17 protein-coding genes and 1 tRNA gene are annotated in these 17285 nt (G+C 68.4%); 14 read left to right on the forward strand and 4 right to left on the reverse strand.

The genetic code is table 11. The features are described from left to right. The first annotated feature begins 158 nt into the window (after positions 1 to 158). The 9 genes from AB0H76_RS00515 to AB0H76_RS00555 all read left to right on the forward strand — a co-directional run bounded on the left by AB0H76_RS00515 (position 159) and on the right by AB0H76_RS00555 (position 8743). Positions 159 to 572 (forward strand): DUF3224 domain-containing protein, encoded by a 414-nt coding sequence (locus AB0H76_RS00515; RefSeq protein WP_357315296.1) that lies wholly within the window; start codon positions 159 to 161, stop codon positions 570 to 572. Positions 573 to 709: 137 nt separating this feature from the next. Then, complete coding sequence (locus AB0H76_RS00520; RefSeq protein ID WP_357320250.1) at positions 710 to 1396, forward strand: lytic murein transglycosylase; 687 nt, start codon at positions 710 to 712, stop codon at positions 1394 to 1396. 169 nt (positions 1397 to 1565) lie between these two features. After that, entirely contained in the window at positions 1566 to 2852 is a 1287-nt protein-coding gene (gene eno / locus AB0H76_RS00525) for a phosphopyruvate hydratase (RefSeq protein WP_357315299.1), read from the forward strand. A gap of 14 nt (positions 2853 to 2866) precedes the next feature. Continuing rightward, positions 2867 to 3469, forward strand: coding sequence for a septum formation initiator family protein (locus AB0H76_RS00530; protein WP_357315302.1), 603 nt, complete (start codon positions 2867 to 2869; stop codon positions 3467 to 3469). Further along, positions 3466 to 3984, forward strand: coding sequence for a DUF501 domain-containing protein (locus AB0H76_RS00535; RefSeq protein ID WP_357315305.1), 519 nt, complete (start codon positions 3466 to 3468; stop codon positions 3982 to 3984). The genes AB0H76_RS00530 and AB0H76_RS00535 overlap by 4 nt, the downstream gene beginning before the upstream one ends. Then, positions 3981 to 4925: a Ppx/GppA phosphatase family protein gene (locus AB0H76_RS00540; RefSeq protein WP_357315308.1), complete on the forward strand. Its 945-nt coding sequence runs from the start codon at positions 3981 to 3983 to the stop codon at positions 4923 to 4925. The genes AB0H76_RS00535 and AB0H76_RS00540 overlap by 4 nt, the downstream gene beginning before the upstream one ends. Before the next feature lie 322 nt (positions 4926 to 5247). Next, positions 5248 to 6714, forward strand: a complete 1467-nt coding sequence (locus AB0H76_RS00545) for a peptide MFS transporter (RefSeq protein ID WP_357315311.1) — start codon at positions 5248 to 5250, stop codon at positions 6712 to 6714. Positions 6715 to 6846: 132 nt separating this feature from the next. Beyond that, positions 6847 to 8259 (forward strand): amino acid permease, encoded by a 1413-nt coding sequence (locus AB0H76_RS00550; protein WP_357320252.1) that lies wholly within the window; start codon positions 6847 to 6849, stop codon positions 8257 to 8259. 410 nt (positions 8260 to 8669) lie between these two features. Continuing rightward, positions 8670 to 8743, forward strand: a tRNA-Leu gene (locus AB0H76_RS00555). 754 nt (positions 8744 to 9497) lie between these two features. Here the strand turns inward: AB0H76_RS00555 and AB0H76_RS00560 are convergent. Further along, complete coding sequence (locus AB0H76_RS00560) at positions 9498 to 9806, reverse strand: MerR family transcriptional regulator (RefSeq protein WP_357315314.1); 309 nt, start codon at positions 9804 to 9806, stop codon at positions 9498 to 9500. A gap of 150 nt (positions 9807 to 9956) precedes the next feature. Here AB0H76_RS00560 and AB0H76_RS00565 point away from each other — a divergent pair, with 150 nt between their 5' ends. From AB0H76_RS00565 to AB0H76_RS00575, 3 genes are all read left to right on the forward strand, one after another. After that, positions 9957 to 10379 (forward strand): HSP20 family small heat-shock protein, encoded by a 423-nt coding sequence (locus AB0H76_RS00565; RefSeq protein ID WP_357315316.1) that lies wholly within the window; start codon positions 9957 to 9959, stop codon positions 10377 to 10379. A 173-nt stretch (positions 10380 to 10552) separates the two neighbouring features. After that, the gene (locus AB0H76_RS00570; RefSeq protein WP_357315319.1) at positions 10553 to 11002 is read left to right on the forward strand and encodes an STAS domain-containing protein; all 450 of its coding nucleotides are present in this window, start codon (positions 10553 to 10555) and stop codon (positions 11000 to 11002) included. Between the two features lie 76 nt (positions 11003 to 11078). Beyond that, positions 11079 to 12368: an acyltransferase gene (locus AB0H76_RS00575; protein WP_357315323.1), complete on the forward strand. Its 1290-nt coding sequence runs from the start codon at positions 11079 to 11081 to the stop codon at positions 12366 to 12368. 13 nt (positions 12369 to 12381) lie between these two features. Here AB0H76_RS00575 and AB0H76_RS00580 read toward each other — a convergent pair whose 3' ends face one another. Further along, a complete protein-coding gene (locus AB0H76_RS00580; protein ID WP_357315325.1) occupies positions 12382 to 13581 on the reverse strand; it encodes a cytochrome P450 in 1200 nt (399 codons plus the stop codon). A gap of 195 nt (positions 13582 to 13776) precedes the next feature. On the opposite strand from AB0H76_RS00580, the gene AB0H76_RS00585 reads away from it, so the two are divergent. Next, positions 13777 to 14313 carry a helix-turn-helix domain-containing protein gene (locus AB0H76_RS00585; RefSeq protein ID WP_357315328.1) on the forward strand — a complete coding sequence of 179 codons (537 nt, stop codon included), beginning with the start codon at positions 13777 to 13779 and terminating at the stop codon, positions 14311 to 14313. Here AB0H76_RS00585 and AB0H76_RS00590 read toward each other — a convergent pair. Next, complete coding sequence (locus AB0H76_RS00590) at positions 14303 to 15229, reverse strand: NADP-dependent oxidoreductase (RefSeq protein WP_357315331.1); 927 nt, start codon at positions 15227 to 15229, stop codon at positions 14303 to 14305. The genes AB0H76_RS00585 and AB0H76_RS00590 overlap by 11 nt on opposite strands. A 147-nt stretch (positions 15230 to 15376) precedes the next feature. On the opposite strand from AB0H76_RS00590, the gene AB0H76_RS00595 reads away from it, so the two are divergent. Continuing rightward, entirely contained in the window at positions 15377 to 16051 is a 675-nt protein-coding gene (locus AB0H76_RS00595) for a hypothetical protein (RefSeq protein ID WP_357315334.1), read from the forward strand. Here AB0H76_RS00595 and AB0H76_RS00600 read toward each other — a convergent pair. Continuing rightward, positions 16048 to 17211 carry an alpha-hydroxy-acid oxidizing protein gene (locus AB0H76_RS00600; protein ID WP_357315337.1) on the reverse strand — a complete coding sequence of 388 codons (1164 nt, stop codon included), beginning with the start codon at positions 17209 to 17211 and terminating at the stop codon, positions 16048 to 16050. The two genes, AB0H76_RS00595 and AB0H76_RS00600, sit on opposite strands and share 4 nt — an antisense overlap. Positions 17212 to 17285 lie beyond the last annotated feature (74 nt).

Raw genomic sequence — 17285 nt, forward strand, 5'->3', positions numbered from 1 at the left:
GCCGTGCCGGATTCGAGGGCCCGGCGGTCCATCGAAAGCCTGCGTCACCGAGCGGCGCGCCCGGCGGATTTCGGGTCGGGCGCAGTGGATTCCGCACCCGCCGTGCGCGATTCGCACGCGAAGCGAACTTGTCGGTCGCTCCCGCTACGCTCCGCCGCATGAAAGCCATCGGTACCTTCGCTGTCACCGCCTTCGTCCCCACCGACGTGGTTCCCGATCCGCCGATCGGCACCGCCCTCCCGGTCGGCATCGCCACCATGACCAAAGAATTCGCCGGGGAGATCACCGGCCGCGCGGCGACGCTGTTCACCTCCGCCTTCGACATGGCCAGTGGCGCAGGCACCTACCTCGCGATGGAGTCCTTCGAGGGCACCCTCGGCGGCCGCACCGGCGCCTTCAATTTCGTGCACTCCGCGAGCACGTCCGGCACCGACCGCTCGGGCGAGTTCTTCCGCATCGTCCCCGACAGCGGCACCGGCGAGCTCGCCGGTCTCACCGGTACCGGCGGGCTGAGCGTCGATGCCGAAGGTGGGCACCACATCTGGTTCGACTACGAAATCCCGGGCGCGTAGCGGACCTGCGGCGACGCGCCGGAAGGCGACTCGGACCGGCCCCGGTTGCGTTGTTGGTCGCAATCCGGGGGAGCACTCCGAAACACCTGGATGATGGAAGGGTGCTCCTGAAAAAGACCGGCGTTGTGGCCGCTGCGATGGTGACCCTGGTTCTGGCCGGCTGCGGGGGTGTAGGCACGCTGACTCCCATTCCCGAGGGGATGCCGCCGGGGCCGGGCGCCCCGGTGCCCGTGATCGACCTGGACGCGCCCGGCCGCTCCGCCGCCCAGCTCGCGGACTGGGCCGACGGGCAGAGCGGCCTGGGCATCCCGAACGTCGCGCTCGAGGCCTACGGTTACGCGGCCGCGGTGCTGGCCCGGTCCAGACCGGACTGCGGCATCGCCTGGACGACCATCGCCGGCATCGCGAGCGTGGAGAGCAAGCACGGCACGCACGGCCGATCGGCGCCGGACGGCGACGGCGCGGTGCGGCCCCCGATCATCGGGATCCCGCTCGACGGCGCCCCGGGGGTCGCGGAGATCAGAGACTCCGACGGCGGCGCCCTGGACGGTGACAAGGTCTTCGACCGCGCCGTCGGCCCGCTGCAGTTCATCCCGGAGACCTGGCACCGCTGGAGCGCGGACGCCAACGGCGACGGCTTCGCCGATCCGCAGAGCATCGACGACGCCGCGCTCACCGCGGCCAGATACCTGTGCGCCAGCGGCGGCGACCTGACCTCCGAACACGGTTGGCAGCGGGCACTTCTGACCTACAACCAGTCCAACCAGTACATGCGTACCGTGCGCGATCGCGCCGCCGCCTACAGCGTCGGCCGCAGAGTGTGAGGCAGCGCACGGTCAGTTCGAGGGACTTTTTGAGAGTGTGCCAGGGGTCCGCCGCTACGGCACTGCGCTAGGCTCGGCACCGCACGGACCATCCGTCATCTGCCGTGCCACTGCCGTAGCGACTGCTTGCCGGTCGCTCGAAATGATCAGCCGAAGGAGTGTCGTTTTCGTGGCAATCATCGAACAGGTCGGAGCTCGCGAGATCCTGGATTCGCGCGGAAACCCCACTGTCGAGGTGGAAATCGCCCTCGACGACGGAACCCTGACCCGCGCGGCGGTCCCGTCCGGCGCTTCCACCGGTGAGCACGAAGCGGTCGAGCTGCGCGACGGTGGCGACCGCTACCAGGGCAAGGGTGTGCAGAAGGCCGTGGAGGGCGTGCTCGACGAGATCGCCCCGGCCATCATCGGCCTGGACGCGGTCGAGCAGCGCACCGTCGACCAGGTCCTGCTGGATCTGGACGGCACCCCGGACAAGTCCCGCCTCGGCGCGAACGCGCTGCTCGGCGCCTCGCTGGCCGTGGCCCGCGCCGCCGCCGAGTCCTCGGGCCTGGAGCTGTTCCGCTACCTGGGCGGCCCGAACGCCCACGTGCTGCCCGTCCCGATGATGAACATCGTCAACGGCGGCGCGCATGCCGACACCGGCGTGGACGTGCAGGAATTCATGATCGCCCCGATCGGCGCCCCGACCTTCAAGGAAGCCCTGCGCTGGGGCACCGAGGTCTACCACTCGCTCAAGTCGGTGCTCAAGGCCCAGGGCCTGTCCACCGGCCTCGGCGACGAGGGCGGCTTCGCGCCGGACGTCGCGGGCACCCGCGCCGCCCTGGATCTGATCTCGGTCGCCATCGAGAAGGCGGGCTACAAGCTCGGCACCGATGTCGCGCTGGCGCTGGACGTCGCCGCCACCGAGTTCTACACCGCCGGTAGCGGTTACAAATTCGAGGGCAGCGTGCGCAGCGCCGCCGAGATGAACGAGTTCTACAGCGAGCTGCTCGCGTCCTACCCGATCGTGTCCATCGAGGATCCGCTGTCGGAGGACGACTGGGACGGCTGGGTCGCGCTCACCGACGCCATCGGCGACAAGGTGCAGCTGGTCGGCGACGACCTGTTCGTCACCAACCCCGAGCGCCTGGAAGAGGGCATCGCCAAGGGCGCGGCCAACGCGCTGCTGGTGAAGGTCAACCAGATCGGCACCCTGACCGAGACTCTGGACGCCGTCGAGCTGGCGCACCGCAACGGCTACAAGACGATGATGTCGCACCGGTCCGGCGAGACCGAGGACACCACCATCGCCGACCTGGCCGTCGCCGTGGGCTCGGGCCAGATCAAGACCGGCGCCCCGGCCCGTTCCGAGCGCGTCGCCAAGTACAACCAGTTGCTGCGCATCGAGGACGCGCTGGGCGATTCGGCCCGCTACGCCGGCGATGTCGCCTTCCCGCGCTTCGCGTTCGAAGGCTGATCAGTAGGAGAATGATGGCGGAGCGACGTGCGCGCGGTACCAGTCCGGCTGGACGTGGGGACCGCCGCACGTCGCGCGCTGCCCGCGCGGCGCGTCCCGCGGCGGGCACACGCACCCGGCGGCGGGCGGATTCACCCCCGTCGGTGCGCAAGCCGGATTCGCGCAAGAGCGCGGACCGGCACGAACGCACCATCCTCGGGCTGCCCACCGGTAAGGCGGTCATCCTGGCGGTGGTGGTCTGCGCGCTCGCGCTGACCCTCGCGGTCCCGATGCGCACCTATTTCTCCCAGCGCGCCGAAGCCGCCGAACTGGCCCAGCAGCGCCGGGATCTGGAAGCCGACCTGACCCGGTTGCGCGATCGCCGGGCCCAGCAACTGGATCAGCGCTACATCATCTCCGAGGCGCGCAACCGGCTGCGGTTGGTGATGCCGGGGGAGACGCCCTACATCGTGCAGGTGCCGGGCATCGAGGCGCCCGCGCCGCCGCCCGCGCCGACCAAGTCCAAAACACCGGACCCCTGGTACACCGAACTCTGGGAGACGATTTCCCAGCCTCAGCCCCCCGCGACGGAGCCCGCGCCCGCCGCGCCCGTTCCTGTCCCGGAAGGACCACGGTGACCGCACCGACCGAACGCGATCTCGAAGTCATCGCCTCCCAGCTCGGCCGCGAACCCCGCGGCGTGCTGGCCGTGGCCTACCGGACGCCGGACGGGCTGCCCGCGGTGGTGAAGACCGCGCCCCGGTTGCCGGACGGCACCCCCTTCCCGACGCTGTTCTACCTGACCGACCCGCGGCTCACCGCCGAGGCGAGCCGGCAGGAGTCCGCCGGTGTCATGCGCGAGATGACCGAGCGGCTGGCCCAGGATCCGGAGCTGGCCGCGGCCTACCAGCGCGCGCACGAGAGCTATCTGGCCGAGCGGAACGAGATCGAGTCGCTCGGCACCGATTTCACCGGCGGCGGGATGCCGGAGCGGGTGAAGTGCCTGCACGTGCTGATCGCGCATGCCCTGGCGAAGGGCCCGGGGGTGAATCCGTTCGGTGATGAGGCGGTGGCGCTCGCGGCCGACAATGGACTGCGTGGCACCGCCATTCCGGCGGACTGGCCGAAATACGAGGCGGGACAGACACTATGACGCGGGTTGCGGCGGTTGACTGCGGTACCAATTCCATTCGACTGCTGATCGCCGACGTGCTCCCCGACGGCAAGCTGGCCGACGTGCACCGCGAGATGCGGATCGTGCGGCTCGGCCAGGGTGTCGACGCGACCGGTGCGCTCAATCCCGAGGCGATCGAACGCACCCGGGTCGCGCTGGCCGACTACGCGCGGCTGATGCGGGCGGCGGGCGTGGCGAAGGTGCGCATGGTCGCCACCTCCGCGACGCGGGACGCGTCCAATCGCGAGGATTTCTTCGGCATGGCGCGCGCCGAACTCGGCACCGTGGTGCCGGGCGCGGAGGCCGAGGTGATCACCGGTGACGAGGAGGCGCGCCTGTCGTTCACCGGCGCCGTCGGCGAGTTGTCCGGTGCCGAGGGCCCGTTCGTCGTGGTCGATCTCGGCGGCGGCTCCACCGAGCTGGTCTTCGGCGACAGCTCCGGCGTCCAGGCCGCGTTCTCGGCCGACATCGGCTGCGTCCGCATCACCGAACGCTGCCTGCCGGGCGATCCGCCCACCGCCGAGCAGATCGCCGCGGCCCGGGAATTCGCGGCCGAGCGGCTCGGCGAGGCCTTCGAACGGGTGCCGGTCGACGGGGCCCGGACCTGGGTCGGCGTCGCGGGCACCATGACCACCATCGCCGCGATCGCCCTGGATCTCCCCGAGTACGACTCGGAGCAGGTCCATCTCACCCGCCTGAAGCTGGACGAGGTGCGCGCGGTCTGCGATCGCCTGATCGGAATGAGCCATGAGCAGCGGGCCGCGCTGGGCCCGATGCATCCGGGGCGGGTCGACGTCATCGGTGGCGGCGGGGTCATCACCGAGGTGCTCGCCGAGGAACTGTCCCGGCGCGCGGGCATCGGTGAACTCGTGGTGAGCGAGCACGACATTCTCGACGGCATCGCGCTGTCCATCGCCTGAAAGCGGTCGCTTCGGCCACCGGCTTTCGGCCGCCCGCCGTGCTGGTCGCATGTCCAATTAGAGCGATATGCAATTACCGCATAACTGGCTAACTTCCGGCATACCTACGCTATCGAAGGTGAATGGCGAGCAGTTGGCATACTGCTCCCGAATGCGTACCTACGGTTCGTTTACCAGCGCAAACTGCCCTATTTCGGTGGTTGGATTTACTCTGGATGCACAGGGGATCGGATCATCCGGACATACCTCATTTGTCATTCGGATTCGCGGCACGCCGAGGGTGATTTGCTGCACAGTTGCGATTTATGCCAATCTCTCGGGTATGTCCCAAAGTGTGGTACCCGATGAGGCCGTAGCCGGTCGCACCCTCTTCGGCCATCCGATCGGGTTGACCAACCTGTTCGGCGTGGAGATGTGGGAGCGCTTCTCCTTCTACGGCATGCTCACCATCCTCGGGTACTACCTGTACTACTCGGCGACCGAAGGCGGCCTGGGCCTGGACAAGGCCACCGGCGTCGGCATCGTCGGCGCCTACGGCGGCCTGGTCTATCTCTCCACGGTGCTCGGCGGCTGGATCGCCGACCGCGTCCTCGGCATGGAGCGCACCGTCTTCTACGGCGGCGTCATCGTCATGCTCGGTCACCTCGCGCTGGCCCTGATCCCGGGCCTGGTCGGCGTCGGCATCGCGCTGCCGCTGATCGCACTCGGCTCGGGCGCGTTGAAGGCCAACGCCTCCTCGCTGCTCGGCACCCTCTACCCGAAGGGTGACGCCCGCGTCGACGGCGGCTTCACCCTCTTCTATCTCGGCATCAACGTCGGCGCCTTCACCGGCCCGCTGCTCACCGGCCTGCTGCAATCGCGCATCGGCTTCCACTGGGGCTTCGGCGCCGCCGCGGTCGGCATGGCGCTCGGCCTGACCCAGTACGCGGTCTTCCGCCGCAATCTCGGCAACGCCGGGCGCGAGGTGCCGAACCCGCTGCCGCGCACCGCCGTCCCGAAGGTGATCGGCGTCCTCGCGGCCGCCGTGGTGATCATCGCGATCGCCTGGGCCACGAAGCTGGTCACCCTGGACAACCTGGCCGATGTCACCACCGGCGTCATCATCGTCGCCTCGATCGCCTACTTCGTGATCATGCTGACCAGCAAGCAAGTCGAGCCGATCGAGCGCACCCGGGTCCGGGCCTTCATCCCGCTGTTCATCGCCAACGCCGTGTTCTGGTCGCTGTTCCAGCAGATCTTCACCGTGCTCGCGGTCTACTCCGACGAGCGCATCAACTGGAGCATCTTCGGCTGGGAGGCGCCGTCCAACTGGATCGGCTCGATCGAACCCGTGTGGATCATCGCGCTCTCGCCGCTGTTCGCGCTGATGTGGACCAAACTCGGCAGCCGGGCCCCGAGCACCCCGCGCAAGTTCGCCTTCGGCGTGATCGGGATGGGCGCGGCGTTCCTGCTGTTCGTCCCGCTGGCCGGGTACACCGGCAAGACCGTGCCCGTGCTGTTCGTGGTGCTGATCATGGGCGGGTTCGCGATCTCCGAGCTGCTGCTCTCGCCGATCGGCCTGGCCGTCACCACGCAGCTGGCCCCGAAGGCGTTCCGCGCGCAGATGATGGCGCTGTACTTCTTCTCCGTCGGCATCGGCACCTCCATGGCCGGCGTGCTGGCCCGTTTCTACTCCGATGAGAATCAGACCGCCTATTTCGGGCTCATCGGCGCGGCGGCGATCGTCGCGGGTCTGGTAGTCCTCGGCCTGGTCCCGTGGATCAGCCGGCGTATGGAAGGCGTCCACTAGCCGCCGCGGCCAGTGCGCTCTAGCTCAACCCTTTGTTGAAGGAGAAACACAGTGGCGATCCAGGAAACACCGGACAAAGTTCCGGTGCCACGCCGCACCGGCCTGTTCCGGACCAAGTCGGTCGAGCAGTCCATGAGGGACACCGACGAACCCGACTCCAAGCTCCGAAAGGACCTGACCGCCTGGGATCTCACGATCTTCGGCGTCGCCGTCGTGATCGGCGCGGGCATCTTCACGCTGACCGCGCGCACCGCGGCCAGCGTGGCGGGCCCCTCGGTGTCGCTGGCGTTCGTGCTCGCCGCCATCGCCTGCGGTCTGACCGCGCTGTGTTACGCGGAGTTCGCCTCCACCGTTCCGGTCGCGGGCAGCGCGTACACCTTCTCCTACGCCACCTTCGGTGAGCTGGCCGCCTGGATCATCGGCTGGGACCTGATCCTGGAATTCGCGCTGGCCGCCTCGGTGGTCGCCAAGGGCTGGTCGCAGTATCTGGGCACGGTCATCTCCAGTGAGACCACCGTGAAACTCGGATCGATCTCCTTCGACTGGGGCGCGGTGCTGCTGATCGCGATCCTGGGCGTGCTGCTGGCGGTGGGCACCAAGATCTCCTCGCGGGTGTCGGCGATCGCGGTCGCGATCAAGCTGGCCGTGATCGCGCTGGTGATCGTGGTGGGCCTGACCTACTTCAACAAGGACAACCTGTCGCCCTACATCCCGCCGTCCCAGCCGGCCGGTGACGGCGCCAGCGGTATCCACCAGTCGCTGTTCTCCCTGCTGACCGGTGCGGGCAGCAGCAACTTCGGCTGGTACGGCCTGCTCTCGGCGGCCAGCCTGGTGTTCTTCGCGTTCATCGGTTTCGACGTCGTGGCCACCGCCGCGGAGGAGACCAAGAACCCGCAGAAGGCGCTGCCGCGCGGCATCCTCGGCTCGCTGGCCATCGTCACCGTGCTCTACGTCGCGGTCTCGCTGGTGCTCACCGGCATGGTGCCCTACACCGACCTGGGTGAGGACGCCACGCTCGCAACGGCTTTCGCGCTGCAGGGCGCCGACTGGGCGAAGAACCTGATCTCCATCGGCGCGCTGGCCGGCCTGACCACCGTGGTCATGGTGATGTACCTGGGGCAGACCCGCGTGCTGTTCGCCATGTCCCGCGACGGCCTGCTGCCGCGCAAGCTGGCCCACACCGGCAAGAAGGGCACGCCGGTCCGGCTGACCATCCTCGTCGGCGTGGTCTGCGCCGTGCTGGCCGGTTTCGTCGACTTCGGCACGCTGGAGGAAATGGTCAACATCGGCACGCTGTTCGCCTTCGTGCTGGTCTCGATCGGCGTGCTGATCCTGCGCAAGACCCGCCCCGACCTGCCGCGCGGCTTCCGCGTCCCGTGGGTGCCGGTGATCCCGATCCTGGGCGTGCTGGCCTGCCTGTGGCTGATGCTGAACCTCTCGGTGGAGACCTGGCTGCGGTTCGTCATCTGGATGGCGATCGGCATCGTGGTGTACTTCGCCTACGGTCGCCGGCACGCGCTGCTGGGCAAGACCGAACAAAAGTAGCCCGAAATCCGAAGGAGCCCACGAATCCTCGTGGGCTCCTTCGTTTGCGCTCGAGTTGCTGATAGCTTGCGCCAGCGGCTACCTAGCCCACGTCAGCCCCATTGACCGCCCTCCGACCGCTCGGTCGAACGGCCGGGTCGGCCACCGAATCCAATGCGGCGGATACGATCCCGGCAGTCCCCGCCGCCGCCGCGACCGTCGCCGTCACCACGCCGATCAGCGAGTTTCCTGCCAATCTGAAGTAACCCGATGATCGCCGTCTCAATAAACCATAGCCCACGGCTATGATTATCCGACCACTCCGCCCGAGGTGTTTGCTCACTCGCAGCCAGGGAACACCAACAGACGGGGCACACCGTGAATCCCAGAATTCCGGTACAGCCGTACGAGTCGGTAGTCTGAACGCCCACGCCCCCATAGCCCAATTGGCAGAGGCAGCGGACTTAAAATCCGCAAAGTGTCGGTTCGAGTCCGACTGGGGGCACCCCTCGGGCGTGAATTCTGTTGTACACGCGGCATGTTCACCAGCCCCCGGCTGGGGACAGCGGTCCAGCGCCGGCTCCGCCCACGCCGTTTTGAACCGCTCATGGTGCAGAACTCCCCATGCGGCGCGTCCGCCCGTCGAGTCGCGATTCGCGGATGTGGGTCGCCGTCTCCGCGGTCCCCGACCTCTGCTCGAAGGCCACCGGCAGGGCGCGCAGTGAGTTCTGGATCCGGGTTGTGGCTACCCGGCAACGGCACTGGGAAACCGGTGTCCTGCGATGGAAACAACCGGTCAGGCCTGATGGCAAAAAACTACACCGGCGAGTGTAGACATTCTCCAGGGGGCGGTATACAGTCGTGATCGTTCAGTTGATGAGTCCAGAAGCCGGGCAGGCGAACTGCCCGGAATATGTTCCATCCGTCCCCCGGCGGAGAAGAGAATCCGGTGCAGTCGGCCGGGCCGCCGGCGGGGGCGGCAAGCAATGTCCAGCACTTATCCGCAGGTGAGACCGGCAACTAGGAGGTGGTCACTGAGTAGTCAGCTACCGGTTCCGTGTCCGGGCGAGAAACGCCGGGCACGTGTCGTGAGATCGGCCCCCATGGCCGGCGACCAGATTTAAAAGTCGAACCCCCTCTTCCGTATCGCAGGCCCCGGCGCGCACACGCGCCGGGGCCTGCTGGCGTTGAGCCTGAGAGATGCTCCCGCGTGGGACGGGCGGCTGGGAGGTCCCCGCTCCGGCACCCAGTGTGCAGCGTTAGTGGAGGCCCTCGCGAAGTCGATCACGTTCGGCGGTGAGATCGGCGTTGGTGTCTTCGAGTTCGAGGATGCGCCCGATCCCGGCGAGGTTGACGCCCTGGGCCGACAATTCCGAGATCCGTTGCAGGCGGGCCAGGTCGTTGCCGCTGTAGCGGCGGGTGCCGCCCGCGCTGCGGGCGGGAGTGATCAGGCCGTGCTCTTCGTACAGGCGCAGCGTCTGAACGCCGATCCCGGCCAGCTCCGCGGCCACCGAGATCGCATAGACCGCGCGCTCGGAGGCAGGTAGATGCTCCGGTGGTGGTGCCATGGAACTCCTCACGAACAAGGGATGGTCCTCGAAGATTACCTGTCTCCAAGTCTTGCACTCTCATGTGTCGGGTGCTAAATATTATCTATGCCAGATGGCAGAGGTTATCTGGTCAAGAACCCATCGAGATTGGAGTTAGAGGTGGCGACCATGCTGATGCGTACTGATCCCTTCCGTGATCTGGATCGTTTGACGCAGCAGGTGTTCGGCACGGCAGCCCGACCCGCGGCGATGCCGATGGACGCCTGGCGCGACGGTGACGAGTTCGTGGTGGAGTTCGACCTGCCCGGTATCGACCCGGATTCGTTGGACCTCGACGTCGAACGCAACGTGGTGACAGTCAAAGCGACTCGTCCCGAGCTGGATCAGGGGCGGTCGATGATTGCCGCGGAACGCTCCCGCGGCGTATTCAGCCGCCAGTTGTTCCTCGGTGACAGCCTCGACACCGAAGCGATCCGTGCCGACTATCGCAATGGTGTGCTGCGGTTGACGATCCCGGTCGCGGAGAAGGCCAAGCCTCGCAAGATCGAGATCTCGCGCGAGGAGCGCGAACTCCAGGTGATCAACGCCTGACCCGCACCCCGGGCGGCCGAACCTTTGTTATCTGTCCCAGTAGGGGAGTGAGGTGCTGCCCGTATCCCCCTGAAACACATCACGCACGAATATCTTCCGTCCCGGGTGGGCCCGACACGGACTGTGTGGGCCCACCCACCCTCGTCGACCTTGTCGGACAGGAGGACCAGCCCATGACCGCCTTCGTGACCGGCGGCGACGCCGAGCATGGCGCCGACGGAGGAGTTTCCATGATCCATCAGCCGGGCACGCTGACCGTCGAGGTCGAGGACCAGCGCGAACACGGTCGTATCCTCACTATTGGCGGCGAGGTCGACATTCTCACCGCCCCGCAACTGGCCCGAGCGTTGGACCTGGCTGTCGCCGCACACCCCTCGCGGATTCTGGCGGATCTGAGCGGGGTGCTCTACATGGGCGCGGCCGGGCTCACCGTGCTGCTGCGGGCCCACGCCGCCGCGGGCCCGCATACGGTGTTCGCGGTGATTGCGAACGGCGCCGCGGCGCGCCCGCTGCGGGTGACCGACGTGGACTCCGCGTTCGCGGTCTACCCGAACCGCGAGACGGCGCTGGCCTGCACCGCCGCCATGCTCACGCCGGTGTCCATGCGGTCCGAACCGTCCTGAGGCACAACTGCGGTCACTCGTTAGGATCGCTAGCTATGCGTTGGGTGGAGTGGGTTAGATCTTCTCGTGGTGTGGTGTGACGACATCTGAAGAAGCGGTATCCGATCCGATCGTTCGGGTCGAAGAAAAAGTAAGTACTCGCGGGGGCCGGTTCGAGTTTCTCGATGCGCTTCGAGGTGTGGCGGCGTTGGTGGTGGTGATCCACCATTGTTCGGAGCGACTATGGCCGGAGTACGCGCGGTTCGCGGCGTCGTACTTCGGGGCCGGCATGTTCGGTGTCTTCGTCTTCTTCATGGTCAGTGGCTTCATCATTCCCGCCTCGCTGGAGCGGGGGCGGTCGCTGGGTGCGTTCTGGATCGGCCGGTTCTTCCGGTTGTTTCCGCTGTTCTGGGCGTGCCTGATCGCGGCGCTGGTGCTGCATTCGGTGGGCCGGTTCCCGTTGCAGGCGGGCGTCGAGGCCGATCCCGGATGGACCATCCCCACGAATTTCACGATGGCGCAGTTCTTCCTCGGCGCACCGGACACACAGATCATCGGCGCCGCGTGGACTCTGTCCTACGAGCTGGTGTTCTACATGTTCGTGTCGCTGCTGTTCCTCGCCGGATTCAACCGGCGATCGGTGCCCCTGGCCGTCTTCGCGATCGGTTCGATTCTCTTCGCCGGAGTGTTCCTGCCGGTCGCCATGGTCAACGGATCCGCCTCGAACCTCTGGACTCGATTGGCGGTCGTGGTCGTGACCGTCGCGGTCGCGGTGTTTTTCGCGCGCCGGGCGGCCACCAGGCGCGGGGCGGTCGCCGCGGTGCTGCTCGCGGCGCTCGCTGTCCCGTTGGGGCTCAACCAGCCTGGCCCATCGGGGTACTCGGTCGGCATCATCGCCACGATGTTCGTCGGCACGGTGCTCTATCGGATGACGGCGGACGAGATCAGCACCAGGCTCGGCTGGGGCGTGTTCGCGCTGGCCGTCTGTGTGATCTTCGGGCTCAAGCTCTTCCAGCAGCCCTACGTGGATCCGACGTTCGGCTCGGTGGTCACCTGGAAGAAGGAAGCCTTCACCCTGGTCGGCGCCTATCTGGTATTCGCGGCGGCCCTGCTGTTGCGCAAGTACTCGTTCCCGCGCCCGCTGCTCTATCTCGGGCGCGTCAGCTACTCGCTGTACCTTATGCACGCCCTTGTCCTGGCCGCTATCTCCCCGTTCTCGGTGTCGGTCGCCGGGATACCCGCGACCTTGCTCACCTGGTGCACCTGGATCGCCTGCGCGATCATCCTGGCCGCACTGACTTACCGCTTCATCGAGAAGCCCTTCCACAACCTCGGTCATCGTCTGATGGGCAAGGTGGACGCGCGCCCGGTCGCCGCGACGACCTGAGAATCCGCCCGCCTCACCGAATCCGCAGCACCAGGCTTTCGTGCCGCCGCACGAAGATGCTCGGCACCCACCGCGCCGGCGCCGCGAGGGTGAACTCGGTGGTGCGGGTGAGCAGGGCGGTGAGTGCCGCGGTGGCTTCGAGTTTCGCGAGGGTCGAGCCGATGCAGAAGTGGGCGCCCTTGCCGAAGGCGAGGTGTTTGCGGGCGTTGGGGCGGTCGAGGTCGAAGGTGTCGGGGGTGGGGAAGACGGTGGGGTCGCGGTTGGCGGCGGACCAGAGCAGGAGGAGGTGGCTGCCGGCGGGGAGGTGGGTGGAGCCGAGGGTGGTGTCGGTGGTGACGTGGCGGTGGTGGGCGCGGAAAGGGGATTCCCAGCGCAGGGATTCGTCGAGGAAGGCGGGGAGCAGGTCGGGGTGGGCGCGGAGGCGGTGCTGGAGTTCGGTGTCGGTGGCCAGGATGCGGGCGGCGTTGGCGATCAGGCCCGCGGTGGATTCGCCGCCGGCGCCGATGAGCTGGACCAGGATCAGCACGGCGACGTCGGGGGTGAGCTCGCCGGTGCGGCAGGCGGTGGCGAGGACCGCCAGCAGGCTGGAATCGGGGGCGGGGGCATGCAGCTTCTCGTGCAGGTAGCCGGCGAGCGCCGCGGCGGACGCGATCAACGGGGCCAGGCGGGTGGAAGAGACTGTGCCGCCCAGCATTTCGGTGCTGTCGTAGGCCCAGGCGAGGAGTTGGGGGACGTCTTCGGCAGGGAGGCCGATGATGTCGGCGACCAGGGCCAGGGGCAGGCGGTCGGCCATGCCGGTCGCCCAGTCGATGCGATCGTCGCCGGTCCACAACTGGTCGACCAGCCGTCGGACGGTGGGTTCCAGGGTGCGAATCCGCTTGGACAGCAAGGGGAGAACGAATTTGCGGTGCACGGTGTGCACCGGGTCGTCCGCGGTGGCCAGAACATGGACCGCTTGGCCGCCACCGTCCATATCGAAGGTGACGGGCGGCCCGTCGGGTTGCTGCACCAGCAGGCCGGTGAGGTGGGAGGAGAAGTCGGTGGTGCGCGCGGTCGCCTCGGTGACCAGCTCCCACGAGGACACGAGATGGAAGTCGGTGCCCGGCACGTTGTAGACCGGCCGCCGGGTGCGCAATGCGCGCAGCAGGGGGTACGGGTCGTCGAGGTGGGCCGGGTCGAAGATGTCGATCTCGCCGGGTGACGTCGTTGTCATGGGTCGCTCCCGTTGTCGTGGACCATAGTCGGGCGCTCACCGTGCGTGGTCGCGGAATCGGTGTCAATCGTCGTCTCACCGCGCGATCCCCGGCCGGACCGCGGCGCTCTCGACCAGCAGCAACAGCGCTGGTCACCAGGAGATGGACATGGCACTGTGTCTCACATCGAGATAGCGGAGTGAGGAACTGAGACGATGCCGGAGCGCGTGGATCGGTCGGCGGTGGCACGGCAGCGGATCGAAACCGCCGCCGCGGAGCTCTTTCTCGAACACGGCGTCGACCGCGTCGGTGTGGCCGACATCGCCGCCCGGGCCGGCTGTTCCCGCGCCACGCTCTACCGGCACGCGGGCGGCAAATCCGAGCTGGTGCACCGGGTGCTCACGCGCGCCGCCGCCACGGTGGCCGAACGCGTGGCCGCCGCGGTCGAGCCCTACCGCGGGGCCCGCCGCGCGGTCGAGGCGATCCTGGCCTCGGTGGCCGCGATCCGGGCCGACCCGGCCCTGGCGCAGTGGCTGGGCCGGACCCGCACCGGTGACACCGGCGAAATCCTCACCACCGCACCGGAATTGCGCCGCATCGCGACCACCCTCACCCGCATCGCGCCGGACGACGAGGCGGCCCAGTGGATCGTGCGGGTGGTGCTGTCCCTGCTCGCCTGGCCGGCGGCGGACGCCGCCACTGAGCGCCGCCTGGTCGAACGCTTCGTCGGGCCGCTCTTCGTCAAGGGATGAGTACGGTCTTGCCCTTGGCGTTGCCGGTCGACTCGTGCGCCCGCGCGGCGTCGGCGAGCGGGAATTCGCGCTCGACGTGCAGCCGCAAAGCGCCGTCGGCGGCCAGGGCGGTGAGGGCGGCCAGGGCCTCGGCCGCGGGCTGGACGAAGACGGTCTCGAACCGGATCCCGTGCTGCTCAGCCGCTTCCGGGGTGAGCCCGGTGTTGTGGCCGACGGTGGTGACGAGCAGTCCGCCGGGCTTCAGCAGTGGCAGCGAGCGGGTGGCGTAATCGCCGCCGACCAGGTCAAGGACGACGTCCACCGGGTCGGTCGCGGTCGCGAAATCCGTTGTGCTGTAGTCGATCACCTCGTCGACGCCGAGGTCCCGCAGGAACTCGTTGTGCACCGCGCGAGCGGTGCCGATGACGTAGGCGCCCCGTGACTTCGCGATCTGCACCGCCAAGTGCCCGACGCCGCCGGCCGCGGCGTGGACCAGCAGGCGCTGCCCGGCTTCGAGCTGGGCGATCTGCACCAGGGCCTGCCAGGCGGTCAGGCCGGACAGTGGTAGCGCGCCGGCTTGCGGCATCGGCAAGGCCGCGGGCTTGACCACCAGTTGGTCGGCCGGAGCCGCCACGTATTCCGCGTAGGTGCCCGCCTCGCCCGGGAATCGGAGGAGGCCGAGTACCTCCGCGCCGACCTCGAACTCGTCGACCTCTGGGCCGAGGGCTTCGACGACACCGGCCACATCCCAGCCCAGGATGCGCGGCGGTGCGGGGAACAGCGGGAAGTGGCCCGCGCGGGTGGCGGCGTCGACCGGGTTCACGCCGGCGGCGCGCACGCGGACCAGCACCTCGCCGGCACCGGGCACGGGGCGGTCGATCTCGCTGTGGTGCAGCACTTCTGGGCCGCCGAAGGTGGTCTGGGTGATGGCGTGCATCGGGTCTCCCGGAGTTAATTGCTGTGCGGACTATTGCGTCAGCAACTACATTAACCGATTTATTCCGCACGGCAACTAAAACTTCGCGCACCCCGGCGGCACCCCGTGTTTGCCTGCCGGTCGCTGATATCGGTTAGCGTCGCGACCATGAAGTTTCGCCGTCGCTGCGCCGCCACCCTGGTCGCGCTGATCGCACCGTTGTCCGCGCAGGCCACGGCGCACGCCGCACCCGCCGGCGGTTTCGAACTGCCGAACGGCTTGTGGGAGGTCCCGGCCGCCGCGCCGGACAGCTTCAGCCTGATCATCGCCTACGCCTTCGGCAACCGGATCCCCGCCGGCGCCGACCCCGCCCGCACGATCGGTGCGCCGGGGCCGGTGAACGAGGCGCTGGCCGAGGCCGTCGTCCGGGCCCGCGGTGATCGGCAGATCCCGGTCTACGCGCAGATCGAGATCGCGGAGGTGCTGACCGCGAAGTACGGGATGACCGGTGTCGTGTCGATCGATCCGCGGCGCAATCCGGACGGCACCCTGGTCTATCTGTCCACCCTGGGCGTTGCCGAGCAGGTCGCGAGCCTGCGCGGTGCTGCCGCCGAGACCGACCGGGCCGGTGTCGTCGCCTTCGGCGATCACCTGTGGCGCGCGACGTACAGCACCACCGTGCGCGGGTTCGCGGCCTACGCGCCCGCGGGGATTCCGATGCCCGATCGCTACGACCCGGAGTCCGGGCAGGCCTGGACCACCGGCCCCGAGAAGTACCTGCCCGTCGACCTCCTCGGGCGCGCGCAACTGTTGCAGGCGACCGGCCTCGACGGCTTCCGCTAGCCGCGTACGGCCCGAAGCGCCTCGGCCGTCAGGTCTTTCAGCGTGGGATAGCCGTCCACCGCCATGATCAGGTCGGCCTCGGCGAGCAGTGCGCGCAGCACATGCACGATGCCGTCGACCCCGCCCAGCGCGGCGCCATAGACATAGGGCCGCCCGATGCCCACGGCCGTCGCACCCAGCGCGAGCGCCTTGACGATGTCGGCGCCACTGCGGACACCCGAGTCGAACAGCACCGGCGCGCCGTCGGCCGCGGCCACCACCTCGGGCAGCACGTCGAGCGCGGGCAGACCGCCGTTGGCCTGGCGCCCACCGTGATTGGAGCAGTAGATGCCGTCGGCGCCGCCCGCGAGCGCGCGGCGCGCGTCCTCCGGGTGGCAGATGCCCTTGACGATCAACGGCAGGTCGGTCAGCGAACGAAGCCAGGGCAGGTCGTCCCAGGTGAGTGGATTGCCGAAGAGCTGAATCCAGCGCAGGATCGCGGCCTGGGGATCCTGCTCCGGCGGCTTGGCCAGCCCGGCGCGGAAAACCGGATCGGTGAAATAGTTGGCCAGGCAGTGGCCACGCAGTTGCGGAAAGTTGCTGGTGGCCAGGTCGCGTGGCCGCCAGCCGGTGATCCAGGTGTCGAGCGTGACGACGATCCCCCGGAACCCGGACTGCTCGGCCCGCCGCACCAGGCTGGCCGCGAGCTCCCGGTCGGTCGGCGTGTAGAGCTGGAAAAGCCCCGGGGTGGTGCCGAATTCGGCGGCGACCTGTTCCATCGGATCCACCGTCAGGGTGGAGGCGACCATCGGTACTCCCGTGCGTGCCGCGGCGCGGGCGGTCGCGAGATCACCGTGCCCGTCCGGGGTGCACAGCCCGACGACGCCCACCGGCGCCATGAATACCGGTGCGGGCAGCGACATTCCGAACAGCTCCAGCGACAGGTCGCGTTCCTTGGCGCCGACGAACATGCGCGGCACCAGACCCCAGTGGTCGAACGCGGTCACATTGGCGTCCTGGGTGCGCTCGTCGCCGGCCCCGCCCGCGACGTAGGACCAGATCGACGGCGGCAGCGCGGCCTGTGCTCGCTCGCGCAACTCCGCGAACCGCATCGGCAGGTCCGGCACGACGCCGCCCAGCCCGCGGAAATAGATCTCGTTCTGATAGTCGCCGAACGCCATCTTCCGACCTCTCTGTCTGCACCGGTAGCAATAGGGATACAGTCCGATATCCGCTGCCGAGGCGGCCCCATATG

It is taken from the genome of Nocardia sp. NPDC050712, from assembly GCF_040654295.1.
Lineage (GTDB): Bacteria > Actinomycetota > Actinomycetes > Mycobacteriales > Mycobacteriaceae > Nocardia.

Coding starts and splice junctions, on each gene's coding strand:
- AB0H76_RS00570 (WP_357315319.1), top strand. CDS start 10,553: ATGACCGCCTTCGTGACCGGCGGCGACGCCGAGCATGGCGCCGACGGA.
- AB0H76_RS00515 (WP_357315296.1), top strand. CDS start 159: ATGAAAGCCATCGGTACCTTCGCTGTCACCGCCTTCGTCCCCACCGAC.
- AB0H76_RS00530 (WP_357315302.1), top strand. CDS start 2,867: ATGGCGGAGCGACGTGCGCGCGGTACCAGTCCGGCTGGACGTGGGGAC.
- AB0H76_RS00595 (WP_357315334.1), top strand. CDS start 15,377: ATGAAGTTTCGCCGTCGCTGCGCCGCCACCCTGGTCGCGCTGATCGCA.
- AB0H76_RS00600 (WP_357315337.1), bottom strand. CDS start 17,211: ATGGCGTTCGGCGACTATCAGAACGAGATCTATTTCCGCGGGCTGGGC.
- AB0H76_RS00565 (WP_357315316.1), top strand. CDS start 9,957: ATGCTGATGCGTACTGATCCCTTCCGTGATCTGGATCGTTTGACGCAG.
- AB0H76_RS00545 (WP_357315311.1), top strand. CDS start 5,248: ATGTCCCAAAGTGTGGTACCCGATGAGGCCGTAGCCGGTCGCACCCTC.
- AB0H76_RS00540 (WP_357315308.1), top strand. CDS start 3,981: ATGACGCGGGTTGCGGCGGTTGACTGCGGTACCAATTCCATTCGACTG.
- AB0H76_RS00590 (WP_357315331.1), bottom strand. CDS start 15,229: ATGCACGCCATCACCCAGACCACCTTCGGCGGCCCAGAAGTGCTGCAC.
- AB0H76_RS00560 (WP_357315314.1), bottom strand. CDS start 9,806: ATGGCACCACCACCGGAGCATCTACCTGCCTCCGAGCGCGCGGTCTAT.
- AB0H76_RS00520 (WP_357320250.1), top strand. CDS start 710: ATGGTGACCCTGGTTCTGGCCGGCTGCGGGGGTGTAGGCACGCTGACT.
- AB0H76_RS00550 (WP_357320252.1), top strand. CDS start 6,847: ATGAGGGACACCGACGAACCCGACTCCAAGCTCCGAAAGGACCTGACC.
- AB0H76_RS00580 (WP_357315325.1), bottom strand. CDS start 13,581: ATGACAACGACGTCACCCGGCGAGATCGACATCTTCGACCCGGCCCAC.
- AB0H76_RS00585 (WP_357315328.1), top strand. CDS start 13,777: ATGCCGGAGCGCGTGGATCGGTCGGCGGTGGCACGGCAGCGGATCGAA.